Genomic DNA, 25274 nt, shown 5'->3' with positions numbered 1-25274 from the left:
TCTCCCCGGCGTGCCACGTCGGGACGCACGCGAGGTGCACCAAGGGCGGCCCCGTGCCGGAGGCCGGCGCCGTGCCGGGCGTCCGGCGGGAGGCGTGCATCTGCCGTTGCCACGCGCCGGACGGTGCGCGGCCCGGTGGTCACCAGGCGGCCGGGTCCCCGGCCGGTACGGCGAAGACCGTGCCGTTCGGGGCGGCCGCGTAGATCCGGTCGTGGGGCGCGTCCACCTGCGGGGCGGGCAGCATCTGCAGGTAGCCGTTGTGGCGGCGGCCGTCGAGGCGGGGCGGGGTCTGGCCGAGCAGGCCGCCGTTGCGGGTGTCGACCGCGAGGAGCCGGCCGTCCGCCGCGGTGAAGTAGAGCCGGTTGCCGCTCACCACGGGGGCCGAGCCCCGGCTGACCGAGGTCTCGGTGTCCCATTTCCGCTTCCCGACGGCCTGCAGGGCGCCGCCCTCGGCCAGCAGGTACACCGACTCGCCGTGCACCACGGCGGCCGCCTGGTCGAGTGGCGCGGCGAGCGGGAGGCGCCGGGTGCGGCGGGTGGCGGGGTCGTAGCGGACGACGGCGGTGGTGCGGAACGTGTACGTCGGGTCGGTGGCGGTCAGATAGAGCGCCCCGGACGTACCGGTGCCGGCCGCGGTGAGGGTGCCGGTCAGCCGTCGGGACCAGCGGACCGAGCCGTCGGCGGGGTCGATGGCGGTGACCTGGGTGGCGGTGCCGTCGGGGGTGTTCTCGGCGGCGTAGGCGGTGTGCGGGTCGCCGAAGGCGGAGAAGAGCGGCAGGTGGTGGCCGGGGAAGCGTTTGTGCCAGCGCTGCCGGTGGGTCGCGCTGTCCAGTGCGGTGACCGTGCCGTCCGCCGCCGTCAGCAGGATGCGGTTCCCGACGATCCTGGTCTGGCCCTCGTAGGCGGAGACGTCCTTGGTCCAGCGGGTGGCGCCCTTGCCGCGTGCCGACGGGTCGAGGGCGCTGAGTTGCTTGCCGTCGGCGGAGAAGACGTACAGCAGACCGCCGGAGAGCACCGGCGGGGTCGGCGACGCGGCGGACTTCGCCGCGTTCGCGCCCTGGGCGCGGCGGTCGGTGCGGCGCCAGGCCGGGTGGCCGGTGTCCGGATCGAGCCGGGCGGCCGGAACGCCCGGCTGGCCGCAGAAGACGGCGCCGGAACCGGCGGTGCAGAACGGCATCTCGGCGTCGTGGCCCTGGGGGCGCTCGACGAGCGTGGTCCGCCACGGGTGGAAGTCGGCCCGCCCGATGTGCGAGGGGCGGGTCTGCAGGGCGGGGTCCTGCCCGCTGCCGCCGGGGGCCAGGGCCCGGACGCCCGCGTACGCCCCGGCACCGGTCACGACGAGCGCGAGCGCGGCCCACAGGGGCCAGCGGCGGGCACGGGAGCGGGCGGGGCGGCGGGGGTCGGTGGGGGTGCCGGGTGTGCCGGGCGTGTGGGGTGTGCCCGGGTTGTGGTGGGTGGTGGCTTCGGGGGCGGGGGAGTCGGGGGTGCCCGCTGGGGCGTCGGCGGTCGGGGGCTGGGCGGAGGGCGTGCCGGGGTGCTGGACGGGGACGGAGGCGCGGACGTGGGTGGTCTCGGCGCGCGGCGGGGCGGCCTCGGGGCTTACGGGCGGGAGCTGTTGGAGGGCGGGACGCTCCGGGCTCCGCTGCTCCGGCTGCCGCTGTTCCGGTATCCGGACGGCCGGCACCGGCCTCTCAGGCATGGCGCCGGCCGGCCCCGAGCCGTCCGCCGCCGCACCGACCGCCGCCGCACCGGCTGCGGTCGCGTCCGTCCGCAGCAGTTCCATCAGCGCGCCCGGCGTCGGACGGTCCGCCGGGTCCTTCGCCAGGCAGCTCTCGATCAGCGGCACCAACTCCGCCGGTACGCCCGTCAGATCGGCGTCGTCGTGCACCACCTGGTACGCGACGATGTAGGGGCTCTCCGAGTCGAACGGGCCGCTGCCGGTCGCGGCGTGCACCAGGACCGAACCCAGCGCGAAGACGTCCGCCGCCGGGCCCACCTCACGCGGCCGCTGGAACTGTTCGGGCGCCATGAAGGGCGGCGTACCGATCAGCTTGCCGGTCTCGGTGCGCATTTCGCTGTCCGAGGGCCGGGAGATGCCGAAGTCGATGACTTTCGGGCCGTCGGCGGCCAGCAGCACGTTCCCCGGCTTGAGGTCGCGGTGCACCACCCCCGCGCGATGGATGTCGCGCAGCGCCTCGGCGAGCCCCGCGGCCAGCCGCCGTACCTCCCCGACCGCCAGCGGGCCGTTCCGCTTCACATGGTCGGAGAGGGTCGGGCCGGGGATGTGGAGGGTCGCCATCCAGGGGCGCCCGGCGTCCGGATCGGCGTCCACGACGGGCGCGGTGAAGGCCCCGCTGACCCGCCGCGCGGCGGCCACCTCCTGCCGGAACCGCCCGCGGAACTCCGGGTCCTGGGCGAATTCGGCATGGACGACCTTGACCGCGAGCAGCAGTCCGGAGGACGAGCGCGCAAGGTGGACCACGCCCATGCCGCCGGAGCCGAGCCGTGCCTCCAGGCGGTACTGGCCGGCGTATTGCGGATGCTCCGCTTCCGGTCCGACGCCGGAATCGCGCAGCGATGGCATGGTCCCCACCCCCGTGTTGTTCCCTTGCCATTCGGTCGCAGGTGCGACGCGCGGAGCCTAGTCGATGGCGCGTACGGGATGAGTGAGGCTTGCTAGCGTGCCGTCGCAGAACCGCGCCGCCATCCGGTCGCGGGCATCATCACGGGCGCCGTCGCGCGCTCGTCAACGGGGGAGAACAGCATGACGACTCAGGACGGTCTCGGCGCCACGGAACCGGCCGGCGACCGGGCGCTCGCCGCGGCGGCCGCCGGCGCCACCTATCCCGTCGCACCCGGCTACCGCGTCAAGGTCCGCCAGGGCCCCGGCACCGGCTACCCGGTCGTCCGCACGCTGGCGGAGGGCGCCCGCATCCAGATCCGCTGCCAGCAACACGGGCAGTCGGTCAGCGGCCCGTACGGCACGTCGGACATCTGGGACTGCATCGGGGCCGGCCAGTACGTCTCCGACGCGTACGTCCGGACGGGCAGCAGCGGCATGGTCGCGCCGCGCTGCACGAACTGAGCCGCGGGGCGTCGCACGGCCCGGCCCGCACCGGCCCGCCCCGGCCCGGCCCGCCCCGGCCCGGCCCGGCTCGGCCCGCCCCGGCGGGCTCGGCCCGCACCGGCCCGGCCCCGGGCTCCGGCTCCGGGCCCCGCGGGCACCCCGGCGGGGATAATCGCCGGTATGAGCGATGAGCAGACGCCCGCACCGAGCCCGGAGTCCGGCGGCCCGCAGCCGGGCGGCCCGGCGTCCGTCGGCCCCGGGGCCGGCGGCCAGGGGAGCGGCGGCCCGGAACCGGCGGAGATCCGGTTCTTCGGCACCACCTGGGTCCACCACGACGGCGGCTACGGCCTGCGCCGGGCCGGTGCCGCGGTGGGCTCGCTCGCGCTCGCCGCGGCCGGGGCGCTCGTGCTGCGCTTCGCCTTCCAGGGCCTGGAGATCGCCGCCGTCGGCCCGTTCGTCGGCATCCTCGTCGTGGCCGGCTTCGCCATCTGCAGCGCCCTGGCCTTCCGCCGCACCTGGGACGGCTTCGTCCGCCGCCCCGACCCGGCCGGCCGGAGCGCGGCCGACACGTCCTCCCAGGGCCTGATGATGATCGGCTTCATCGGCTCGCTGCTCGCCTACTTCTGCCGCAGCCTCGTCGAGGCGCCGGGGGAGAAGCTGCACCGCGCCGAGTACGCCGCGGCCCGTGAACGCCACGAACGCCGCCGCGGCGCCCGCACCGGCAACCCGGCCGCCAAGAAGCCCCGCCCCAAGAAGCGCCGCTGAGCTGCCGCCCGCCGCGGCGTGAGAGGCAGGGCGGAGCCCCCGCCCCTTACGGGGGCTCCCCTCGCCCTCAGCCCTCCCGCTTCGGCTTGCCCGTCCCGTACAGCCAGTCCTGGAAGAGCGGTCCCAGGTCCACGTCCGTGTGCTCCTGGCAGAAGTCGATGAAGTCGCGTGCGTCGGCGTTGCCGTAGCGGTACTTGGCGGGCCACTCGCGGAGGATCGCGAAGAACGCCTTGTCGCCGATGGTGTTGCGCAGTTCCTGGAGCATCATCGCGCCGCGCATGTAGACGGACGTGCCGGTCACGTTCCGCGGTGTGCCGGGATCGCCGGGCGGGAAGGCCCAGTTCTCCGTGTCCTTGGAGTCGTAGAGCGTGTCGAACTGCTGCTGCGGGGTCTTGCCGCCCTTGTGTTCCTCCCACAGCCACTCGGCGTACGTCGCGAAGCTCTCGTTGAGCCAGGCGTCCTGCCAGGTCCTGGGCGTCACCGAGTCGCCGAACCACTGGTGGGCCGTCTCGTGCACCACGGTCACGGTGTCCGGCGCCCCGGCGTAGACCGGCTTGGTCTGGGTCTCCAGCGCCATCCAGGTGATCCGGCGGGGGGTGTCGTCGACGATCGCGCCGGCCGACGAGAAGGGGTACGGCCCGAAGAGCTTGCTCTCCCACGCCAGGATCTCCGGCAGCTTGGCCAGCGGTCCTTTGCTGGCCTTGGCCTCGGCCGGGTCGACTGCCACGTACAGCGGGAGGCCGCCGGGCCCGCGGGAGGTGTGGACCTCGAACCGGCCGATGGTGGCCGTGGCGAGGTAGCTGGCCATCGGCCGGCCGCTGTGCCACACGAAGGTGGACCGGCCCCCGGCGGTCTTCTGCGACCGCAACTCGCCGTTGGCGACGGCGGTGCAGCCCTTCGGTACGGTGATCGTGAAGTCGTAGGTCGCCTTGTCCGCGGGGTGGTTGTTGCCCGGGAACCACGTCATCGAGCCGGCCGGCTCCCCCGAGACGAACGCCCCGTCACGGGTCTTGACCCAGCCCTCGGTCGTGCCGTCCGGGTCCTTCATCTCCTGCGGGGTGCCGGCGTAGGCGACCCGGGTACGGAACTGCTCGCCCTTCCCGATCACCTCGGCCGGCCGGACGATCAGCTTGTGGCCCTTGCGGGAGAAGTTGGCGTCCGCGCCGTCGACCCGTACGTGAGAGACCCGCAGCCCCTGCAGATCGAGCTGGAAGGACCGCAGGTCCTCGGTGGCCTCGGAGGTGAGCTCGGCGGTCGCGTCGAGGTGCTTCCTCTTGACGTCGTAGTCGAGGTCGAGCCCGTAATGGCGCACCTGGTAGCCGCCGTTGCCGAGGGCGGGGAAGAGGGGATCGCCCACCCCGCCCCTGCCCGCCGCCCCCCGCACGCCACCGCTCGTGCACGCGGAGAGCAGCAGGGCGACGGACAGGACGGCGGTCGCACCGCACCTGCGAAGGGGCCGGCGGTTCACAGCACTCCCGGAGTCGGCGGACATCGGCAAGCCGACCCTACGGTCATTTCCGCCGGAACACCGGCCCTTCGCGGCGCGGGTGTCCTACGGGGCGGCGGTCCGTGCCGCCTGCCGCGTCGTCCCCTCCGGGCCGCGGCGCTGCTCCTCCCAGGCCCCGAGGGCGGCGGCACACGCGTGGTCGAGGTGCCGCAGCCCGGACAGGTCCAGCTCGACCTCCCGGTCCTCGGGCAGCGCCTCCAACTGGTCGAGCAGCTTCGGCAGTCGCAGGAAGGTGGCGTTGCCCAGGGCCCGTACGCGGATGGGGCGCCGGGCGGCCGGGACATCCCGTTCCCGGCCCGCCGCGGCCTGGTCGCCCGGTCCGCGGCCCGCCGAACCCTGCTCGCCCGGTCCGCCCGCTGCCGGCTCGTCCAGCCCGACGATCTCCAGGTGGACGTGCGAGGTTTCCCAGGCCGACTTGGCCACCGCCATCAGCAGCCCCAGCAGCACCCCCTCGAACATGTTGGTGGCCACGATCGCGATCGCCGTCGCGGCGAGCACCACGGCCTCGCCCCGGTGCTCCCGCCACAGCGGCCGCCACTGCTTCACCGCGAGCAACTTCACGCCCGCGTGCACCAGTACACCGGCCAGCGCCGCCACCGGCACCACGCCCAGCGCCACCGGGAAGGCCACCGCGAAGACCAGCAGCCACACGCCGTGCAGCACCCGCGAGGCCTTCGTCCGCGCCCCGGCGTGCACGTTCGCGGCGCTGCGGACGATCACCGCGGTCATCGGCAGCGCCCCCAGCAGCCCGCACACCGTGTTGCCCGCGCCCTGCGCCATCAGCTCCTTGTCGTAGTCGGTCTTCGGCCCGTCGTGCAGCCGGTCCACCGCGGCCGCGCTGAACAGCGACTCCGCCGACGCGATCAGGGTGAACGCCAGGACGGTGCCCAGCGCGCCGGCCACCGCCCCCGCCTCCGTCAGCCGCAGGAAGTCCGCGCCGCCCGGCGGCTGGACGACCTCCAGCAGGCCGGACACCTCGACCCGGGCCACCGGCAGATCCAGTACGAACACCACGGCCGTCGCCAGCGCCACCGCCACCAGCGGCGCCGGCACCACCCGGGCCGCCCGCCGCCACTTCGGCCACAGCACCAGCAGCACGATGGTCCCCGCGCCGACCGCCAGCGCCGTGAGCGCGGCCGGGGACCCGGCGGTGTCCGCGGCGAGCTTCGGCAGCCCGCCCAGGTTCGCCGGCCCGTTGCCCGGCGCCTTGGCGTCCGCCAGCGCGTACAACTGCCCGGCGATCAGCACCAGTCCGATGCCGGCGAGCATCCCCTGGACGACCGCCACGGAGATGGCCCGGAACCAGCGGCCCAGCCGCAGCGCCCCCATGGCCACCTGCAGCACCCCGGCGATCAGCACCAGCGCGCCCAGCGTGCCGAGGCCGTACTCCTGCACGGCCTCGTAGACCAGCACCGTCAGCCCCGCGGCCGGGCCGCTGACCTGCAGGCTGCTGCCGGGAAGTAACCCGGTGAGCAGCCCGCCGACGATCCCGGTGACCAGCCCCAGTTCGGCCGGCACGCCGGAGGCGACGGCCACCCCGACACACAGCGGGACGGCGACGAGGAAGACCACGAGCGAGGCGGTGACATCGGCGCGCCACAGCGACAGCGCCTGCCGTGACGGTATCGACGGCCGGAAGGGGCGGGGACGGGCAACACGGAACCTACGCATGGGGATGCCTCCAGCGAGTGCGAGATGCGGTGGCGCGCGGACACGCGCGGATGCGCACGAAGACGCCCGAGCGGACGCGGAGCGGGGCGGGCGGCGGGCGGCGGCCGGGACACGGGTCCGCGGGCGCCTGCCGCCGCGCACCACCGCCCACAGCCGCGCGGAGCGCGCCGGGAACGGGTGACGGCTGGATCCGTCGGATGCGCGGGCCGGGGGAGGCCCGTGGGGGCGGCGCTCGGTTCTCAGCAGCGGAAGACGAGGTGCCTGACCGGCAGTTCGCCCGATCTCGACAGGGGCACGGCCTGCCGGCCGGTCAGCGGGGCGGTCACGGTCAGGGCGCCCTCGGCCCGCACCGGGCCGGTGGCCGACACGGTGGTGAGCGGGGGCCGCGGTGCGGACAGCGTGGCCGCGGAGCGTCCGCCGCGGCGCGGCTGGCAGCGGTCGCTGCCGGATTCCGGGTTCTCGGAGAGGTCCGATCCCCACCGCGCGGTGCCCGGGGACTCGGCCCGGCCGTCGCCCGCGGCGGCCGACCGGGTAGCGGTGCGTTCCCCGTACGCGGGGTGGGCGACCAGCGGCAGTGCCAGTGCGACGGCGACGACGATCAACAGGAGCCGGCCGAGGCCGCCGACCCGGATCTTCGCCATCGTCGCCCCTTCCGGCGCGGCTGGACAGGTCGTTCCATTGTGTCCGCGCGGGCAGGTCTGGCCCCACCTCGGGATGTAACCACCTTGTAAACGCGGAGTTATCGACCTGGAGTGGCCGGTTCCGTGCACTACGGCGCACCGCCGGTGCGCGCACGGACGCCGAACGCGCCGCTCCCGCACCACACCTGGCTGCCGCACCACCCACGGGCCGTCCGCCCAACCGCCGCACCACCCACGGCCGTCGGTCTCGCTCCGCCTTCTGCCCCCTGCGCCTCGCCCCACGGCCTTGACGCCCCATCCCGCCGGGCGCATTATTCACCACATGATGAATTGCGGCCGTGGCCCCGACGGCCCCGACGATCCCGCCGTCCGCGCCCGCGACCTGACCGTCGCCCGCGGCGGCCGCACCGTCCTCGACGCCCTCGCCTTCGACGTGCCCCGCGGCCGGATCACCGGCCTGCTCGGCCCCTCCGGCTGCGGCAAATCCACCCTGATGCGCGCCGTCGTCGGCACCCAGGCCAAGGTCACCGGAACCCTCCACGTCCTCGGCCGCCCCGCGGGCGCCCCCCGGCTGCGGCCCCGCATCGGCTACGTCACCCAGGACCCGTCCGTCTACGACGACCTCACCGTCCGCCAGAACCTCGACTACTTCGCCGCCGTCCTGCACCCCGGCCGGGCCGCCCGCGCCCGGCGCCGCGAGACGGTCGCCCGCGTCATCGACGACGTCGGCCTCACCCCGCGCGCCGGCGCCCTCGCCGGCAACCTCTCCGGCGGCCAGCGCAGCCGGGTCTCCCTCGCGGTGGCCCTGCTCGGCGCCCCCGAACTCCTCGTCCTGGACGAGCCCACCGTCGGCCTGGACCCCGTCCTCCGCCGCGACCTGTGGCACCTCTTCCACACCCTCGCCGCCGACCGCGGCACCACCCTCCTCGTCTCCTCCCACGTCATGGACGAGGCCGAGCGCTGCCACCGGCTGCTCCTGATGCGCGAGGGCCGCATCCTCGCCGACGGCGCCCCCGACGACCTCCGCGCCCGCACCGGCGCGGCCACCGTCGAGGCCGCCTTCCTCCACCTGGTCGACGCGGCCGCGGCCGGCACCCCGACACCCGCCGCCCCCGTTCCCGCCCCCGAGGAGTCAGCACGATGACCACCACCCCCCTCCCCGGCACCGCACCGCTCCCGGCCGGCGCCCCGCCCTCCGCCACCGCGCCGTTCTCCCCGTCCCGCACCCTGGCCACCGCCGCCCGCGTCCTGCGCCAGCTGCGCCACGACCCGCGCACCATCGCGCTGATGCTCGTCGTCCCGTGCGTGATGATCGCCCTGCTCCGCTACGTCTTCGACGCCCGCCCGCAGACGTTCGACAGCATCGGCGCCTCGCTCCTCGGCATCTTCCCGATGATCACGATGTTCCTGGTCACCTCCATCGCCACGCTGCGCGAACGCACCTCGGGAACCCTGGAACGCCTGCTCGCCATGCCCCTCGGCAAGGCCGACCTGATCAGCGGCTACGCCCTGGCCTTCGGCCTGCTCGCGATCGTCCAGTCGGCCCTCGCCACGGCCCTGTCCGTCTGGGCCCTCGGCCTCGACATCACCGGCTCCGCCTGGCTGCTGCTGCTCGTCGCCGTCCTGGACGCCCTCCTCGGCACCGCCCTCGGCCTGTTCGTCTCGGCCTTCGCCGCCTCCGAGTTCCAGGCCGTCCAGTTCATGCCCGCCGTCCTGATGCCCCAACTGCTGCTCTGCGGCCTGTTCACCCCGCGCGACACCATGCAGCCGGCCCTGAAGGCGCTCTCCGACGTCCTGCCGATGTCCTACGCCGTCGACGGGATGAACGAGGTCCTCACCCACACCGGCGTCACCGGCGACTTCCTCCGCGACGTCGTCATCGTCAGCGGCTGCGCCCTGCTCGTCCTCGCTCTCGGCCCCGCCACCCTCCGCCGCCGTACGGCGTGACGCCACGGCCGTGGTGCGAGGATGGCCGGGAAACGCCCAGCGCAGCGGAAAGGTGAACCCGCACGATGACCCAGAAGGTCGCAGTACTCGGCACCGGAAAAATCGGCGAAGCCCTGCTCAGCGGAATGATCCGGGGCGGCTGGGCACCCTCCGACCTCCTGGTCACCGCCCGCCGCCCGGAGCGCGCCCAGCAGCTCCGCGATCGCTACGGCGTCGAGGCGGTCGGCAACGCCGAGGCCGCCAAGGCCGCCGACACCCTCATCCTCACCGTCAAGCCCCAGGACATGGGCGCCCTGCTGACCGAGCTGGCCCCGCACGTTCCCACCGACCGCCTGGTCATCAGCGGCGCCGCCGGCATCCCCACCTCCTACTTCGAGGAGCGCCTCGCCGCCGGCACCCCGGTCGTCCGGGTCATGACGAACACCCCCGCCCTCGTCGACGAGGCGATGTCCGTCATCTCCGCCGGCACCCACGCCACCGGCACCCACCTCACCCGCGCCGAGGAGATCTTCTCCGGCGTCGGCAAGACCCTCCGCGTCCCGGAGTCCCAGCAGGACGCCTGCACCGCCCTCTCCGGCTCCGGCCCGGCCTACTTCTACTTCCTCGTCGAGGCCATGACCGACGCCGGCATCCTCCTCGGCCTGCCCCGCGACAAGGCCCACGACCTCATCGTCCAGGCCGCCATCGGCGCCGCGGTGATGCTCCGCGACAGCGGCGAACACCCCGTCAAGCTCCGCGAGAACGTCACCTCCCCGGCCGGCACCACCATCAACGCCATCCGCGAACTGGAGAACCACGGCGTACGCGCCGCCCTGATCGCCGCCCTGGAGGCCGCCCGCGACCGCAGCCGCGAACTCGCCTCCGGCAACGGCTGACACGTCCGGAGAGCGAAGGGCCCGCCCACCCTGCGGGCCCTTCGCCTCACGAGACCGGCAAACCGACAAGGGGGCCGGGCCGGCAGGAGGCGGACGCCCCGACAGGCGGCCCGCCCCACCTCCCCTCACCCCCTGGGCAGCAACCCCACCGCCTCGAACGCGGCATCCACCCGCGGCCGCTCGGCCCCGGCCCGCAGCACCGCATCGACCTGCCCCGGGTCCGCCGCCAGCTCCGCATGGCGCGCCCGCACCGGCCGGAACATCTCCACCACGGCCTCCGCCGCAGCCTCCTTCAACGCCCCGCACGAGCCGTACTCCCCGGCCAGCCGCTGCGGCTCACCCCCGCCGCACGCGGCCAGCACCTCCAGCAGATTCGCCACCCCGGGCCGCCGCCCCGGCTCGTACGAGACATCGGGATCCCCGTCCGTCACCGCCCGCAGCACCTTCCCGCGCACCGCCTCCGGCTCGTCCAGCACATGGACGACCCCCGCGGTCCGGCCCCGCGACTTCCCCATCGTCGACGCCGGGTCCTGCAGATCCTTCACCCGCGCCGCCACCGGCGGATGCACGGTCCTCGGCACCACGAACGTCGCCCCGTACCGCCGGTTGAACCGCACCGCCAGATCCCGCGTCAGCTCCACATGCTGCGCCTGGTCCTCCCCGACCGGCACCTCGTGCGTCCCGTACGCCAGGATGTCCGCCGCCATCAGCGCCGGATACGTCAGCAACGATTGAGCCGCCGCACCCGCGCCGGATCGTGCTCCACGGTCAGCGCATGCAGATCCACCACACAGAACAGCGCGTCCGCCCGGTACTGATCCACCTCGGCCCACCGCCGCATCGCCCCCAGGTAGTTCCCCAGCGTCAGATGCCCCGTCGGCTGCACCCCACTGAAGATCCGTGTACGCGCGCCCTTCGCCCCGGCCCACTCGTTCATCCTTCGTCTCTCCCGAACTCCCGCACTCCGCGAAGTGCGTATCGAGACCGCCGGCTCGCCGGCCGGCTGCGGGAAGGAGAAACGCGAACGGCCGCCGAAGCGGCGGCCGTGGTCATGCATGCGCTGCTGGTCGGCCGCCGTCAGGCGAGCCACCACAGCCGTACGAGCGCATGCGTAGTCATGGGCCCCAAGGTAGCCCGCCCACCCGCGCCCGGTACGGGTTTGAACAACCCCGACCCCTCGTGTAGTGTCCTCCGAGTTGCCACGGAGTCATCAGCCCCACGGCAGCCATCCCGCCGCTTCGCGGCACACCACTACTGCACGGCCCCTCACCGGGACCAATTTCGGCATGCCGAAATTCGACCGTGACGTGATTATGCGTCAACGAGGAATTCCGCTAACGTAGTGATCACGCCGAAAGGCGCGGCCGAGCAAATAGGCCGCACCACGGCGGACCCCCTCCGACGGGGATTCGGAAACGAATTCGGACCGGCAACGGAACGAAACGGATCTGATAGAGTCGGAAAGGCCGGAAAGCGAAAGCCGGACGGTCTGGCCCGCTCCAACAGGGCGCCGGAGACGGAAACGGATCTGGTAAGGTTGGAAACGCGAAGAAGCCGAAAGGCGGAAACGCACCGGCGAAAATCAGGACCGCGAGGATCTGATAGAGTCGGAAACGCAAGACCGAAGGGAAGCGCCCGGAGAGCCTGGTGAAACAGGCACAAAGGAAGCGTCCGTTCCTTGAGAACTCAACAGCGTGCCAAAAGTCAACGCCAGATATGTTGATACCCCGTCCGCCGGAACATTCCGGTGGATGAGGTTCCTTTGAAAAGCCCACCACGGCCCCATGGGTCGGGGTGGCACACACAGCGAGGACGCTGTGAACGACCGGACCTATTCCGTCTGGTTGTTCCGCTCTCGTGTGTGTTGACCCGATTACGGGTAAACATTCACGGAGAGTTTGATCCTGGCTCAGGACGAACGCTGGCGGCGTGCTTAACACATGCAAGTCGAACGATGAACCTCCTTCGGGAGGGGATTAGTGGCGAACGGGTGAGTAACACGTGGGCAATCTGCCCTTCACTCTGGGACAAGCCCTGGAAACGGGGTCTAATACCGGATACGACCTCCGACCGCATGGTCTGGTGGTGGAAAGCTCCGGCGGTGAAGGATGAGCCCGCGGCCTATCAGCTTGTTGGTGGGGTGATGGCCTACCAAGGCGACGACGGGTAGCCGGCCTGAGAGGGCGACCGGCCACACTGGGACTGAGACACGGCCCAGACTCCTACGGGAGGCAGCAGTGGGGAATATTGCACAATGGGCGAAAGCCTGATGCAGCGACGCCGCGTGAGGGATGACGGCCTTCGGGTTGTAAACCTCTTTCAGCAGGGAAGAAGCGAGAGTGACGGTACCTGCAGAAGAAGCGCCGGCTAACTACGTGCCAGCAGCCGCGGTAATACGTAGGGCGCAAGCGTTGTCCGGAATTATTGGGCGTAAAGAGCTCGTAGGCGGCTTGTCACGTCGGATGTGAAAGCCCGGGGCTTAACCCCGGGTCTGCATTCGATACGGGCAGGCTAGAGTTCGGTAGGGGAGATCGGAATTCCTGGTGTAGCGGTGAAATGCGCAGATATCAGGAGGAACACCGGTGGCGAAGGCGGATCTCTGGGCCGATACTGACGCTGAGGAGCGAAAGCGTGGGGAGCGAACAGGATTAGATACCCTGGTAGTCCACGCCGTAAACGTTGGGAACTAGGTGTGGGCGACATTCCACGTCGTCCGTGCCGCAGCTAACGCATTAAGTTCCCCGCCTGGGGAGTACGGCCGCAAGGCTAAAACTCAAAGGAATTGACGGGGGCCCGCACAAGCAGCGGAGCATGTGGCTTAATTCGACGCAACGCGAAGAACCTTACCAAGGCTTGACATACACCGGAAAACCCTGGAGACAGGGTCCCCCTTGTGGTCGGTGTACAGGTGGTGCATGGCTGTCGTCAGCTCGTGTCGTGAGATGTTGGGTTAAGTCCCGCAACGAGCGCAACCCTTGTTCTGTGTTGCCAGCATGCCCTTCGGGGTGATGGGGACTCACAGGAGACTGCCGGGGTCAACTCGGAGGAAGGTGGGGACGACGTCAAGTCATCATGCCCCTTATGTCTTGGGCTGCACACGTGCTACAATGGCCGGTACAATGAGCTGCGATACCGCGAGGTGGAGCGAATCTCAAAAAGCCGGTCTCAGTTCGGATTGGGGTCTGCAACTCGACCCCATGAAGTCGGAGTTGCTAGTAATCGCAGATCAGCATTGCTGCGGTGAATACGTTCCCGGGCCTTGTACACACCGCCCGTCACGTCACGAAAGTCGGTAACACCCGAAGCCGGTGGCCCAACCCCTTGTGGGAGGGAATCGTCGAAGGTGGGACTGGCGATTGGGACGAAGTCGTAACAAGGTAGCCGTACCGGAAGGTGCGGCTGGATCACCTCCTTTCTAAGGAGCATCTAGACGGCCGCAAGGTTGTCCAGAGCCACTACGTCGGCAAACGTCCGACGGTGGATAGCTCATGGGTGGAACGTTGACTATTCGGCACACTTGATTCTCTGGAAGTTAGTACTGCTTCGGCGTGGAACGCATCCGGGAGGTCGAGTGGGCCGGGCACGTTGTTGGGTATCTGAGGGTACGGACTGTTGAGTCTGGACCTTCGCGATGCCGGCCCCAGTGAACTCAGCCTTCGGGTTGGGGTGGTGGGTGGCTGGTCGTTGCTTGAGAACTGCACAGTGGACGCGAGCATCTGTGGCCAAGTTTTTAAGGGCGCACGGTGGATGCCTTGGCACCAGGAACCGATGAAGGACGTGGGAGGCCGCGATAGGCCCCGGGGAGCTGTCAACCGAGCTTTGATCCGGGGGTGTCCGAATGGGGAAACCCGGCAGTCGTCATGGGCTGTCACCCGCTGCTGAACACATAGGCAGTGTGGAGGGAACGCGGGGAAGTGAAACATCTCAGTACCCGCAGGAAGAGAAAACAACCGTGATTCCGGGAGTAGTGGCGAGCGAAACCGGATGAGGCCAAACCAGTTACGTGTGATACCCGGCAGGGGTTGCGTGGCTGGGGTTGTGGGATCTCTTTTCTGCAGTCTGCCGGCTGTGGGACGAGTCAGAAACCGTTGGTGTAGGCGAAGGACATGCGAAAGGTCCGGCGTAGAGGGTAAGACCCCCGTAGCTGAAACATCAACGGCTCGTTTAAGAGACACCCAAGTAGCACGGGGCCCGAGAAATCCCGTGTGAATCTGGCGGGACCACCCGTTAAGCCTAAATATTCCCTGGTGACCGATAGCGGATAGTACCGTGAGGGAATGGTGAAAAGTACCGCGGGAGCGGAGTGAAATAGTACCTGAAACCGTGTGCCTACAAGCCGTGGGAGCGTCGCACAAGGACTTGTCCTTGTGTCGTGACTGCGTGCCTTTTGAAGAATGAGCCTGCGAGTTTGCGGTATGTTGCGAGGTTAACCCGTGTGGGGAAGCCGTAGCGAAAGCGAGTCCGAAGAGGGCGTTGAGTAGCGTGCCCAAGACCCGAAGCGGAGTGATCTAGCCATGGGCAGGTTGAAGCGGAGGTAAGACTTCGTGGAGGACCGAACCCACCAGGGTTGAAAACCTGGGGGATGACCTGTGGTTAGGGGTGAAAGGCCAATCAAACTCCGTGATAGCTGGTTCTCCCCGAAATGCATTTAGGTGCAGCGTCGTGTGTTTCTTGCCGGAGGTAGAGCACTGGATAGGCGATGGGCCCTACCGGGTTACTGACCTTAGCCAAACTCCGAATGCCGGTAAGTGAGAGCGCGGCAGTGAGACTGTGGGGGATAAGCTCCATGGTCGAGAGGGAAACAGCCCAGAGCATCGACTAAGGCCCCTAAGCGTGTGCTAAGTGGGAAAGGATGTGGAGTCGCAGAGACAACCAGGAGGTTGGCTTAGAAGCAGCCACCCTTGAAAGAGTGCGTAATAGCTCACTGGTCAAGTGATTCCGCGCCGACAATGTAGCGGGGCTCAAGCACACCGCCGAAGTCGTGTCAATGCAGTAATACTCCTAACGGAGGCTGTGTTGGGTAGGGGAGCGTCGTGTGCCGGGTGAAGCAGCCGTGGAAACGAGTTGTGGACGGTTCACGAGTGAGAATGCAGGCATGAGTAGCGATACACACGTGGGAAACGTGTGCGCCGATTGACTAAGGGTTCCTGGGTCAAGCTGATCTGCCCAGGGTAAGTCGGGACCTAAGGCGAGGCCGACAGGCGTAGTCGATGGACAACCGGTTGATATTCCGGTACCCGCTTTGAAACGCCCAATATCGAATCCATTAATGCTAAGGCCGTGAAGCCGGCCTGGAGTCTTCGGACGAAGGGACGTGGTGGAGCCGCCGATCCAAGGTGGTAGTAGGTAAGCGATGGGGTGACGCAGGAAGGTAGTCCAGCCCGGGCGGTGGTTGTCCCGGGGTAAGGGTGTAGGGCGCTGTCTAGGCAAATCCGGACAGCTTGAAGCCTGAGACCTGATGCCGAGCCGATTGTGGTGAAGTGGATGATCCTATGCTGTCGAGAAAAGCCTCTAGCGAGTTTCATGGCGGCCCGTACCCTAAACCGACTCAGGTGGTCAGGTAGAGAATACCGAGGCGTTCGGGTGAACTATGGTTAAGGAACTCGGCAAAATGCCCCCGTAACTTCGGGAGAAGGGGGGCCATTGCTGGTGATGAGTCTTGCACTCTGAGCTGGTGGTGGCCGCAGAGACCAGCGAGAAGCGACTGTTTACTAAAAACACAGGTCCGTGCGAAGCCGTAAGGCGATGTATACGGACTGACGCCTGCCCGGTGCTGGAACGTTAAGGGGACCGGTTAGTCGACCTTCGGGTCGGCGAAGCTGAGAACTTAAGCGCCAGTAAACGGCGGTGGTAACTATAACCATCCTAAGGTAGCGAAATTCCTTGTCGGGTAAGTTCCGACCTGCACGAATGGCGTAACGACTTCTCGACTGTCTCAACCATAGGCCCGGTGAAATTGCATTACGAGTAAAGATGCTCGTTTCGCGCAGCAGGACGGAAAGACCCCGGGACCTTTACTATAGCTTGATATTGGTGTTCGGTTCGGCTTGTGTAGGATAGGTGGGAGACTTTGAAGCAATCACGCCAGTGGTTGTGGAGTCATTGTTGAAATACCACTCTGGTCGTGCTGGATGTCTAACCTGGGTCCGTGATCCGGATCAGGGACAGTGTCTGGTGGGTAGTTTAACTGGGGCGGTTGCCTCCTAAAGGGTAACGGAGGCGCCCAAAGGTTCCCTCAGCCTGGTTGGCAATCAGGTGTTGAGTGTAAGTGCACAAGGGAGCTTGACTGTGAGACTGACGGGTCGAGCAGGTACGAAAGTAGGGACTAGTGATCCGGCGGTGGCTTGTGGAAGCGCCGTCGCTCAACGGATAAAAGGTACCCCGGGGATAACAGGCTGATCTTCCCCAAGAGTCCATATCGACGGGATGGTTTGGCACCTCGATGTCGGCTCGTCGCATCCTGGGGCTGGAGTCGGTCCCAAGGGTTGGGCTGTTCGCCCATTAAAGCGGTACGCGAGCTGGGTTTAGAACGTCGTGAGACAGTTCGGTCCCTATCCGCTGTGCGCGTAGGAGTCTTGAGAAGGGCTGTCCCTAGTACGAGAGGACCGGGACGGACGAACCTCTGGTGTGCCAGTTGTCCTGCCAAGGGCATGGCTGGTTGGCTACGTTCGGAAAGGATAACCGCTGAAAGCATCTAAGCGGGAAGCCTGCTTCGAGATGAGGGCTCCCACCCCCTTGAGGGGTTAAGGCTCCCAGTAGACGACTGGGTTGATAGGCCAGATATGGAAGCCCGGTAACGGGTGGAGTTGACTGGTACTAATAGGCCGAGGGCTTGTCCTCAGTTGCTCGCGTCCACTGTGTAGGTTCTGAAGTAACGACCTGTGTCATTGCCGGGTTGATATCTTCATAGTGTTTCGGTGGTCATTGCGTTAGGGAAACGCCCGGTTACATTCCGAACCCGGAAGCTAAGCCTTTCAGCGCCGATGGTACTGCAGGGGGGACCCTGTGGGAGAGTAGGACGCCGCCGAACAATCATTGTGGGGAGGCCCCGCACCGTATGGTGCGGGGCCTTTCTGCGTTTACGGACCGGAATACGGACCGGAAAGCGGAAAGGTGGTCCGGCGGGGTGGTGCGCTGGGATGCTGGCCGTATGGGGTACGTGATCAGGCCGGTGACGGCGGATGAGTGGCAGCGGCTCAAGGAACTGCGGCTGGCGGCGCTGGCCGATCCGGTGGCCCGGGTGGCGTTCACCGAGACCCTTGAGGCCGCGGCCAGCCAGCCGGATGCGTTCTGGCAGCGGCGGGCGTTGTCTCCCGACGAGGGCGGGGCGGCGCTGACGTTCGTCGGGGTGGCGGAGGACGGCGGCTGGGGCGGCATGGTGGTGGTCCTCGTCGAGGAGCACGAGGAGATGCCGCAGACGCACGTGGTGGGCGTGTATGTGCGGCCCGAGCACCGGGGGACGGGGCTGGCGCGGGAGTTGTTCGCGGCGGCGATCGGATGGTCCTGGGACCTCGCGGAGCCGGTGGTGGAGCGCGTACGGCTGTGGGTGCACGAGGCGAATCCGCGGGCCGAGGCGCTGTACAGGGCCCTGGGGTTCGTGGCGACGGGGCGGACCATGGCCGACCCGAAGGATGCCGCCGCGCTGGAGCGGGAGATGGCGCTGAGCCGGAGCGGCGCCCGGAAGGACTCCTCCCAGGGCTAGGGAGGGGCGTGCCGGGTCAGGCCGGCAGGGAGTGGTGGGGCCAGCGGGCGCGGGCCTGTTCCCGGGAGCGCATGGTCGCCAGGGTCAACAGTCCGCGGTCGCGGCCGGTGTCGAGGAGGCCGGGGAGCGCCGGCAGCGGGGCGAGGGCCGCGATGTCGTCCAGGACGAGGGTGAGTGGTGGGTCGAGCCGACCGTCAGATGACCGTTCGGCCATGCGGCGGCCGTGCTCGACCACGCTCGAGAGGAGTGCGGTGAGCAATGGCATCGCACCCGGGTCGGTACGCGGATCCTCGAGGGGATCGCCTACCACGTAAAGCGTTCCCCCCTCTTCGATAAATGATTCGAGGAGGAGCGAATCCGCTCGAAGTGGTGTGCAGGCGTCCCGGATGTGGATCGAGGAGAGGGCGGTCAGCGCGCGGCCGACCAACTGCTGCGCGGCTTCCCGTCGTTCGGGGTGGGCGGTCAGCACCGACTCCAGCTCGCCGGCCTGCCCGCCGGACGCCTTGGCGCTGGTGCGCAGGATGCGGACGGGTTCCTGGGCGGCGCCGGAGGTGTGCGCCCAGCGGTGCAGCTGGCGGAACGGGCGGCCGTCCACCGCGGCGGCGTGCAGCCAGCAGCGCAGCAGGGTCTGGGCGGCGTCCGCGACGGCCGAGTCCAGGGCGCCGGACGGGCGTACCGGGGCCAGCAGGGCGGTGGCGCGGGCCGTGGCGGTCGCCAGGTCCGTACAGCCGGAGGTCGGCGACCAGCGCAGCCGGGCCGGGGTGTCGAGACGGTGCGTGGGGTCGTAGGTCAGCAGCGGGCCGAGCTTGGCGCGCGCGTCCTTGGTCTCGGACCAGAGCGCGGGGTCCGTCGTGGCGACGACGAGGGGGCCCGGGGCGGCGGCCGCGACGGCCAGGGAGGCCGCGCGGGCGACGGCGCGGTCGGGAGCGAACTGGAGCCGGGGAAGGGCGGGTTCGGTGGGCGGGGCGGCGCTCTCGGCTCCGGGGAGAGGCGGGGCGGCCGGGGGAGCGGTGCGCTGCTCGGGGAGGGGGCCGGTCGCCGTGGCCATGGCCGTGGACGTGGCTGTCCCGGGGGAGTCGAGGGGGACGGACGGGGTGGCGGGGACGGCCGGTTCGGCGGGTGCCCTCTCGTGGTGCGCCGTGGGCTCCGGGGCCGTGTGGGCCGCTTCCCGGGGCGTTTCCCGGGGGTTCGGAGGTGTGTGAGGCGGCCGGGGGGCTTCCGTCTCACCAGGAAGCGCCGTGTCCGGGCCTGCGTCTCGTGTGTCGCGGGCCGCCGTTCCGGCCTTGGCCCGTCGTGCCGCCCGTACGGCACGGTAGCGGGTGATCGTCCCCAGCGCGAAGATCACCAGGACCAGCAGGACCATCAGTTCGCCGATGAGGATGCCCCAGAACAGGCCGTACCCGGAGAGCTGCCCCTTGGGGGTGTCGGGCCAGGCGGCGGCCAGGTCGTGCGGCGCGGAGACCAGGTGGCGCAGGGCCAGTGCCGTACCGGGGTAGGTGACGCGGTCGGGCCAGGCGCCGTGGGTGAACAGGCCGGCCAGGCCGGTCGCCGTCCACACCAGGAACGTCAGGCCCAGCAGGAAGGCGAGCAACCCGACCAGCAGGGAGTCGGGGATGCCGCGCCCCCGGGCCGCGGGGGCGTCACGGCGGCTGCCTCGTTCCTCGTCGTATCCGCGCGTCACGCCACCGTCTCGCTCGACTCGTCTCTCCACTGCCGCTCCATCGCCATGGCCTCGGCGCGCGCCTCGGCCTCGGCGTCCGCCGCCGCCTGGAGGGCGCGCGCCTCGTCCGTCGGCATCGCGGACGCCTCGGTCATCGCCCGGTCGGTGTAGACGAGCGGGCGCTCTGCCTCGGTGATGAGGTGTTTGACGACCTGGACGTTGCCGTTGACGTCCCAGACCGCGATGCCGGGGGTGAGGGTCGGGATGATCTCGACGGCCCAGCGCGGCAGGCCCAGCACCCGGCCCGTGGCGCGTGCCTCGTCGGCTTTCTGGGCGTAGATGGTGCGGGTCGAGGCCATTTTGAGGATCGCGGCGGCCTCGCGCGCGGCGGCGCCGTCGACGACGTCGCTGAGGTGGTGGACGACGGCCACGAACGACAGGCCCAGCCGCCGGCCGAACTTCAGCAGCCGCTGGAAGAGCTGGGCGACGAACGGCGAGTTGATGATGTGCCAGGCCTCTTCGACCAGGAAGATGCGCTTCTTGCGGTCGGGCCGGATCCAGGTGTGCTCCAGCCAGACGCCGACGATCGCCATCAGGATCGGCATCGCGATGGAGTTGCGGTCGATGTGCGAGAGGTCGAAGACGATCAGTGGCGCGTCCAGGTCGATGCCCGCCGAGGTCGGGCCGTCGAACATGCCGCGCAGGTCACCGTCGACGAGCCGGTCGAGGACCAGGGCCACGTCCAGACCCCAGGCCCGGACGTCGTCTATGTCGACGTTCATCGACTCCGCCGACTCCGCCTCCGGGTGCCGCAGCTGCTCGACGATGTCGGTCAGGACGGGCTGGCGGTCGGTGATGGTGTCGTTGACGTAGGCGTGCGCGACCTTGAGGGCGAAGCCGGAGCGCTCGTCCAGGCCGTGGCCCATCGCCACCTCGATGATCGTCCGCAGCAGGGCCAGCTGGCCGGTGGTGGTGATCGACGGGTCGAGGGGGTTGAGGCGGATGCCGCCGTTGAGGGCGGCGGTCGGGTCCAGGCGGATGGGGGTTATCCCCAGTTCCTCGGCGATGAGGTTCCACTCGCCGACGCCGTCCTCGCCCTGGGCGTCGAGCACCACGACCTGCCGGTCGCGGAACCGCAACTGCCGCAGGACGTAGGTCTTCTCCAGCGCCGACTTGCCGTTGCCGGACTCGCCGAGGACCAGCCAGTGCGGGGCCGGCAGCTGCTGCCCGTACAGCTGGAAGGGGTCGTAGATGTAGCCCTTGCCGCTGTAGACCTCGCGGCCGATGATCACGCCGGAGTCGCCGAGGCCGGGGGCCGCGGTGGGCAGATACACCGCCTGTGCCTGGCCGGTGGAGGTGCGTACGGGCAGCCGGGTGGTCTCCACCTTCCCGAACAGGAAGCTGGTGAACGCGTCGGTGAGCGCTCCGATCGGATCGAGCATGGCCATGACGTACGCGCCTCCCAGCGGCTTTAGCGGCGGATCCCGGTCGCGAACGGCAGGGTGTTGACGAACGCCCGGTGGTGCTCGCGGTCGCACCACTCCAGCTTGAGGTAGGACTTGCCCGCCGAGGCGCGGATGGTGCGCTTGTCGCGGGCCAGCGCGTCGGGCGAGCGGGAGGAGACCGTGAGGTAGCCGACGAGGTTGACGCCGGCCGCGCCGGACGCCAGGTCCTCGCCGCGCTGGTCGACGCGGCCGTGGTGGGCGACGTCCCGCGGGTCCACCACCCGGTTCATCTTCGCCGCGCGGCTGGCCTCGGCGTCGTCGTTCGTCTTCTCCGTGAGCATCCGCTCGATGGCGATCTCGGTGGGCTCCAGGTCCATGCAGACCGCGACCGTCCGGATCACGTCCGGGGTGTGCACCAGGAGGGGCGCGAGGAAGTTGACGCCCACCGGGGTCAGCGGCCACTCCTTGACCCAGGCGGTGGCGTGGCACCACGGCGCGCGGGTCGTCGACTCCCGCGTCTTGGCCTGCAGATACGTCGGCTCCATCGCGTCGAGCTCGGCCGGCCAGGCGTTGCGCCTGCTCATCGCCTGGATGTGGTCGATGGGGTGGTCCGGGTCGTACATGGAGTGCACCAGGGAGGCGAGCCGGGCCTGGCCCAGCGGCTGGCGCACCCGGATGTCGGCCTCGGCGAGCCGGGCGCAGATGTCGGTCAGCTCACGGGCCATGACGACCGCGAGCCCGGCGTCCCGGTCCAGCTTCTTGCGCAGCAGCCCGCCCTGGTGCATCCGGGCGGCGCGCGCCATGGTCTGCGCCTCGGCGGCCAGCTCGCGGGTGTAGTGCATACAGGCGACGAGGTAGGCGCGGTGCTGTTCGGAGGAGGTGGAGACCATCGACTGGAGCTGGTCGTAGGACTCCTGCAGCCAGTCGGGGGAGTTCTTGTCGCCGCGCTGGGCGACGTCCTTGGCGTGTGCGTCCGGGTCGGCGGGCAGCGTACGGGCCAGCATCTGCAGCCGGGTCACGAAGCCGTCCCCGTTGGCGACGTGCTTGAGCAGCGTCCCGAAACGGTCGACCAGCGCCTCCTGGTCCTCGCTGTCGCGCAGGCCGACGCCCGGCCCCTCGATCTCGATGGCCGCCGTCACCGTCTTGCGGTCGGCGTGCAGCAGCACCGCGATCTCGTCCGGGCCGAACGGCGCGGACAGCCAGTTGATCCGGCCGATGCCGGGCGGCGGGCCGATCTCGACCTCGCGGCCGTCCAGCCGGACGCCCGCCTCGGCGGCGCCGGAGCGGTAGGTGGCGCCGCGGCGGACCGTCCGGCGGAAGCTGCGCCGGATCTCGAACCACTTGTAGAACGTACGGCCCTTGTACGGCACGTAGACGACCGCGAGCGCCAGCATCGGGAAGCCGGTCAGCGACACGATGCGCAGCGGCAGCATCGGGACCAGCAGCCCGCACATCATGCCGAGGAACGCCCCCGCGATGATCAGCGCGATCTCACCGGTCTCGCGGTTCTTGCCGACGATCGCGTTGGGCCGCGCGCGGCCGATCAGGTACGTGCGACGTGGCGCGATCGGGTGGGACTGCGTGCTCAACGCCCCTCACCTCCTGCTGTCTTGCCGGTGCGGGGGCTGCCGCTCGGGCCGGGGTTCGTACGGGGGGCGGGGGTGGCGGGGGCCGAGGAGCGGCCGCCGCCGGTACGGGAACTGTGCGCGGCGACGCCGCCGGCCACCGCGTCGGCCGGCCGGGACTGGCCGCCCTGCGCGCCCTGCGGCTGCCCGCCGTCCCCGCCGGACCGGCGGGAGCTGTGGGTCTTGATGCCCTGGGACACCAGCGCGGCGGGCGAGGAGATCATCGCGGCGGCCTGGCTGCCGTCGGTGGCCCGGCCCTTGTTCGTGCGCGCCGAGACCATCTCGTCGCCGAAGCCGGGGACGAAGCGGTAGATCACCGCGCTGGCGAAGATCGCGAGGACGATGATCGCGAGCCCGGAGACGACCGCGGAGAAGGCGTTCGGCCCCTTGTCGTGGGAGAGCGCGCCGGCGATGCCCAGCACGATCACGATGACCGGCTTCACCATGATCACCGCGATCATGATGCCCGCCCAGCGGCGCACATGCCCCCACATGTTCTTGTCGACCAGCCCGGCGTAGACGACGGTGCCCAGCAGCGCCCCGACGTACAGCAGCGCGGCCCGGATCACCAGCTCCAGCCACAGCACACCGGCGGCGAGCACGGAGACCAGCGACACCACGATCAGCATGATCGGGCCGCCGCCGATGTCGGTGCCCTTGGTGAGCGCCTGCGAGAACGCCCCGAAGAAGGTGTCGGTCTGCGCCCCCGTGCCCTTCGCGATGATCTCGGTGACCCCGTCGGTCGCCGAGACGATCGTGTAGAGGATCAGCGGGGTGAACGCGGAGGCCAGCACCGTCAGCCAGAGGAACCCGACCGCCTCGCTGATCGCCTCCGTGAGCCGCACCCCGCGCACCGCCCGCTTGGCGACCGCCAGGAGCCACAGCACGAGCGTGAGGATGGTGGAGGCCGCGAAGACGACGGCGTACTGCCGCAGGAAGGCCGCGTTGGTGAAGTCCACCTGCGAGGTCGCCTTCACCGCGTCGGAGAGCTTGGTGACGATCCAGGCGGCGGCCTTGGCGCATCCCTTGGCGAGGGAGTCGAGGGGGTCGAGAGGGTTGTTGTCGGTGAGGCCGCCGGGCGCCTTGGGCGCCCCGGAACCTGCTTTGTCACCGGATTGGCAGTAGTCCTTGGCGGGGCCACGGACGAGGTCACAGGGGTTGCTGCTCGGGGTGGGGCTCGGTGCCGCAAAGGCACGCGAGGCCAGGAGCACGGCGGTGGTCTGGACGACCGTCACCAATGCAGCGAGCGAGAGGGCGCGGCGGTGACTATTAGCGGGCATAGGTGAACCCTCCGAACCCTTGCACGGCCTTGGTCATGTCCTCTGCCGACGCGGCAGCCTGGTCCCTCCCGATCGGCGCGGGACCGTCCTTCTGCGTGAAGTCCGTGACCTTCCAGTCCCCGCCCGTCCACTGCAGGTCGAAGGTGTTCGTGTACCAGCTCTCCGTGACAGGGTTCTTGGACTGCGTCCCTGCGAGGCCGAAGAGCGCGGAGTACCAGACCGAGATCCTGGCGGTGTCGCCCTTGAACGCCTCGGTCTTCGTGCCGACGGGGTTCGCGCGCGAGACGAAGGTCATGCCCTTGGGCGCGGTGCCGTCCGGCTTGAGGCCGATCCGGCCGAGGAAGGCGTGGTCGGAGTACACCTTGTCGAGGTCGTCCTTGCGTGCCGCGGCCACCGCGGGCGCATAGACGGCCTTCGCGATCTCGTGGCGCCTGGCAGTCAGGTACATGCCGTCACTGGTCAGCGCCACCGCATAATTCGCCGCCGCCGACTGTGCCCCCTGTTCCGTCCTGGCGAAGCCCGAGGCGATGCCGCCGGTCTTGCCGGTGGCGGGCCTGGTGCCGGTGGGGGCGGTGGGCTGGGCCTGGGCGGTGTCCTTGGGGGAGCCGCCGGAGGGGGTCTCGCTGTTGCCGCTGCCGCCGCGGTTGGCGAAGGCGATGGCCGCGAGCAGCAGGACGACCACGCCGACGATGGTGACGAGGTTGCGGCTGGACATGCCGGCGCGGGGCCGGCGTCCGGAGCCGTAGGGGTCACCGCCGGTGTCGGGAAGTCTGGTCCGTGTCTGGCCCGACTCGGAACCGCGGTGGCCGTCGCCGCCGTAGCCGCCGTCGTCACTGAGACTCATCGCGCCTGTGCCCCCTCTGCCGCTGTCGCCGTGCGTGCCGTGGTTGTGCCGCCCTCATATGACCGTAGCCGCGCGGGCGGCGGCTCGGGTGCGGCGGTACGAGTACATCTCACCGTGACGGGTCCTCAGATGCGGTACGGCAGAGGCGAATGGGGGACTGTGGGTCATATGTGCTCATAGCCCGCTCCGTGGTCGCCGTCGCCTTCTTGCGTCTTCCTGCCTCCGGGTGCACCTGTCCCCGCCCC

15 protein-coding genes, 3 rRNA genes and 1 pseudogene are annotated in these 25274 nt (G+C 69.9%); 9 read left to right on the top strand and 10 right to left on the bottom strand.

The genetic code is table 11. The features are described 5' to 3' along the window. Positions 1 to 139: 139 nt before the first annotated feature. The gene (locus K7396_RS15765) at positions 140 to 2584 is read right to left on the bottom strand and encodes a serine/threonine-protein kinase (RefSeq protein ID WP_152104651.1); all 2445 of its coding nucleotides are present in this window, start codon (positions 2582 to 2584) and stop codon (positions 140 to 142) included. Positions 2585 to 2764: 180 nt separating this feature from the next. Here K7396_RS15765 and K7396_RS15760 point away from each other — a divergent pair, with 180 nt between their 5' ends. Together K7396_RS15760 and K7396_RS15755 are read left to right on the top strand one after the other, a co-directional pair. Then, the gene (locus tag K7396_RS15760) at positions 2765 to 3085 is read left to right on the top strand and encodes a peptidase (protein ID WP_086721808.1); all 321 of its coding nucleotides are present in this window, start codon (positions 2765 to 2767) and stop codon (positions 3083 to 3085) included. Between the two features lie 162 nt (positions 3086 to 3247). Continuing rightward, positions 3248 to 3832 carry a hypothetical protein gene (locus tag K7396_RS15755; protein ID WP_086721856.1) on the top strand — a complete coding sequence of 195 codons (585 nt, stop codon included), beginning with the start codon at positions 3248 to 3250 and terminating at the stop codon, positions 3830 to 3832. 67 nt (positions 3833 to 3899) lie between these two features. Here the strand turns inward: K7396_RS15755 and K7396_RS15750 are convergent, their stop codons facing one another. The 3 genes from K7396_RS15750 to K7396_RS15740 form a co-directional block, all read right to left on the bottom strand. Continuing rightward, positions 3900 to 5324, bottom strand: a complete 1425-nt coding sequence (locus tag K7396_RS15750; protein WP_152104652.1) for a M1 family metallopeptidase — start codon at positions 5322 to 5324, stop codon at positions 3900 to 3902. A gap of 60 nt (positions 5325 to 5384) precedes the next feature. Further along, positions 5385 to 7010, bottom strand: coding sequence for a SulP family inorganic anion transporter (locus K7396_RS15745; RefSeq protein ID WP_223659996.1), 1626 nt, complete (start codon positions 7008 to 7010; stop codon positions 5385 to 5387). 239 nt (positions 7011 to 7249) lie between these two features. Then, positions 7250 to 7651, bottom strand: coding sequence for a hypothetical protein (locus K7396_RS15740; RefSeq protein ID WP_086721531.1), 402 nt, complete (start codon positions 7649 to 7651; stop codon positions 7250 to 7252). A 322-nt stretch (positions 7652 to 7973) separates the two neighbouring features. On the opposite strand from K7396_RS15740, the gene K7396_RS15735 reads away from it, so the two are divergent. From K7396_RS15735 to proC, 3 genes are all read left to right on the top strand, one after another. After that, positions 7974 to 8795 (top strand): ABC transporter ATP-binding protein, encoded by an 822-nt coding sequence (locus K7396_RS15735; protein ID WP_152104653.1) that lies wholly within the window; start codon positions 7974 to 7976, stop codon positions 8793 to 8795. Beyond that, positions 8792 to 9598, top strand: a complete 807-nt coding sequence (locus K7396_RS15730; protein WP_152104654.1) for an ABC transporter permease — start codon at positions 8792 to 8794, stop codon at positions 9596 to 9598. The genes K7396_RS15735 and K7396_RS15730 overlap by 4 nt, the downstream gene beginning before the upstream one ends. Positions 9599 to 9663: 65 nt before the next feature. After that, positions 9664 to 10473: a pyrroline-5-carboxylate reductase gene (gene proC, locus K7396_RS15725; protein ID WP_152104655.1), complete on the top strand. Its 810-nt coding sequence runs from the start codon at positions 9664 to 9666 to the stop codon at positions 10471 to 10473. A 125-nt stretch (positions 10474 to 10598) separates the two neighbouring features. Here the strand turns inward: proC and K7396_RS15720 are convergent. Beyond that, a pseudogene (locus K7396_RS15720) lies at positions 10599 to 11410 on the bottom strand (tryptophan--tRNA ligase). A gap of 949 nt (positions 11411 to 12359) precedes the next feature. Between K7396_RS15720 and K7396_RS15715 the strand changes: the two are divergent. The 4 genes from K7396_RS15715 to K7396_RS15700 all read left to right on the top strand — a co-directional run bounded on the left by K7396_RS15715 (position 12360) and on the right by K7396_RS15700 (position 18175). Next, positions 12360 to 13888: ribosomal RNA gene (locus K7396_RS15715) — 16S ribosomal RNA — on the top strand. 305 nt (positions 13889 to 14193) lie between these two features. Continuing rightward, positions 14194 to 17313: ribosomal RNA gene (locus K7396_RS15710) — 23S ribosomal RNA — on the top strand. Between the two features lie 73 nt (positions 17314 to 17386). Further along, positions 17387 to 17503: ribosomal RNA gene (rrf, locus tag K7396_RS15705) — 5S ribosomal RNA — on the top strand. The 16S, 23S and 5S rRNA genes sit together here, the layout of an rRNA operon. Before the next feature lie 120 nt (positions 17504 to 17623). Next, the gene (locus K7396_RS15700; protein ID WP_152105263.1) at positions 17624 to 18175 is read left to right on the top strand and encodes a GNAT family N-acetyltransferase; all 552 of its coding nucleotides are present in this window, start codon (positions 17624 to 17626) and stop codon (positions 18173 to 18175) included. A gap of 16 nt (positions 18176 to 18191) precedes the next feature. On the opposite strand, the gene K7396_RS15695 is transcribed toward K7396_RS15700, so the two are convergent. Genes K7396_RS15695 through K7396_RS15675 form a run of 5 tightly spaced genes read right to left on the bottom strand, consistent with a single transcriptional unit; the run spans position 18192 to position 25029 of the window. After that, positions 18192 to 19856 (bottom strand): type IV secretory system conjugative DNA transfer family protein, encoded by a 1665-nt coding sequence (locus K7396_RS15695; protein ID WP_152105262.1) that lies wholly within the window; start codon positions 19854 to 19856, stop codon positions 18192 to 18194. Continuing rightward, on the bottom strand, positions 19853 to 21277 hold the full coding sequence (locus tag K7396_RS15690; protein ID WP_152105265.1) for an ATP-binding protein: 1425 nt from the start codon (positions 21275 to 21277) through the stop codon (positions 19853 to 19855). The genes K7396_RS15695 and K7396_RS15690 overlap by 4 nt, the downstream gene beginning before the upstream one ends. Before the next feature lie 29 nt (positions 21278 to 21306). After that, positions 21307 to 22869: an SCO6880 family protein gene (locus tag K7396_RS15685; RefSeq protein WP_152105261.1), complete on the bottom strand. Its 1563-nt coding sequence runs from the start codon at positions 22867 to 22869 to the stop codon at positions 21307 to 21309. Continuing rightward, positions 22866 to 24185 carry a hypothetical protein gene (locus tag K7396_RS15680; RefSeq protein ID WP_152105260.1) on the bottom strand — a complete coding sequence of 440 codons (1320 nt, stop codon included), beginning with the start codon at positions 24183 to 24185 and terminating at the stop codon, positions 22866 to 22868. Before K7396_RS15680 ends, K7396_RS15685 begins: the two co-directional genes overlap by 4 nt. After that, positions 24175 to 25029, bottom strand: coding sequence for a hypothetical protein (locus K7396_RS15675; RefSeq protein WP_152105259.1), 855 nt, complete (start codon positions 25027 to 25029; stop codon positions 24175 to 24177). Before K7396_RS15675 ends, K7396_RS15680 begins: the two co-directional genes overlap by 11 nt. Between the last annotated feature and the right edge of the window lie 245 nt (positions 25030 to 25274).

It is taken from the genome of Streptomyces angustmyceticus (assembly GCF_019933235.1).
Classification (GTDB): domain Bacteria; phylum Actinomycetota; class Actinomycetes; order Streptomycetales; family Streptomycetaceae; genus Streptomyces; species Streptomyces angustmyceticus.
This window is presented reverse-complemented; position numbering and strand designations above follow the sequence as displayed.

Excerpts from the sequence above, each read along its gene's own strand:
- K7396_RS15765 (WP_152104651.1), bottom strand. The coding sequence starts at position 2,584 with ATGCCATCGCTGCGCGATTCCGGCGTCGGACCGGAAGCGGAGCATCCG.
- K7396_RS15760 (WP_086721808.1), top strand. The coding sequence starts at position 2,765 with ATGACGACTCAGGACGGTCTCGGCGCCACGGAACCGGCCGGCGACCGG.
- K7396_RS15755 (WP_086721856.1), top strand. The coding sequence starts at position 3,248 with ATGAGCGATGAGCAGACGCCCGCACCGAGCCCGGAGTCCGGCGGCCCG.
- K7396_RS15750 (WP_152104652.1), bottom strand. The coding sequence starts at position 5,324 with ATGTCCGCCGACTCCGGGAGTGCTGTGAACCGCCGGCCCCTTCGCAGG.
- K7396_RS15745 (WP_223659996.1), bottom strand. The coding sequence starts at position 7,010 with ATGCGTAGGTTCCGTGTTGCCCGTCCCCGCCCCTTCCGGCCGTCGATA.
- K7396_RS15740 (WP_086721531.1), bottom strand. The coding sequence starts at position 7,651 with ATGGCGAAGATCCGGGTCGGCGGCCTCGGCCGGCTCCTGTTGATCGTC.
- K7396_RS15735 (WP_152104653.1), top strand. The coding sequence starts at position 7,974 with ATGATGAATTGCGGCCGTGGCCCCGACGGCCCCGACGATCCCGCCGTC.
- K7396_RS15730 (WP_152104654.1), top strand. The coding sequence starts at position 8,792 with ATGACCACCACCCCCCTCCCCGGCACCGCACCGCTCCCGGCCGGCGCC.
- proC (WP_152104655.1), top strand. The coding sequence starts at position 9,664 with ATGACCCAGAAGGTCGCAGTACTCGGCACCGGAAAAATCGGCGAAGCC.
- K7396_RS15700 (WP_152105263.1), top strand. The coding sequence starts at position 17,624 with ATGGGGTACGTGATCAGGCCGGTGACGGCGGATGAGTGGCAGCGGCTC.
- K7396_RS15690 (WP_152105265.1), bottom strand. The coding sequence starts at position 21,277 with ATGCTCGATCCGATCGGAGCGCTCACCGACGCGTTCACCAGCTTCCTG.
- K7396_RS15680 (WP_152105260.1), bottom strand. The coding sequence starts at position 24,185 with ATGCCCGCTAATAGTCACCGCCGCGCCCTCTCGCTCGCTGCATTGGTG.
- K7396_RS15675 (WP_152105259.1), bottom strand. The coding sequence starts at position 25,029 with ATGAGTCTCAGTGACGACGGCGGCTACGGCGGCGACGGCCACCGCGGT.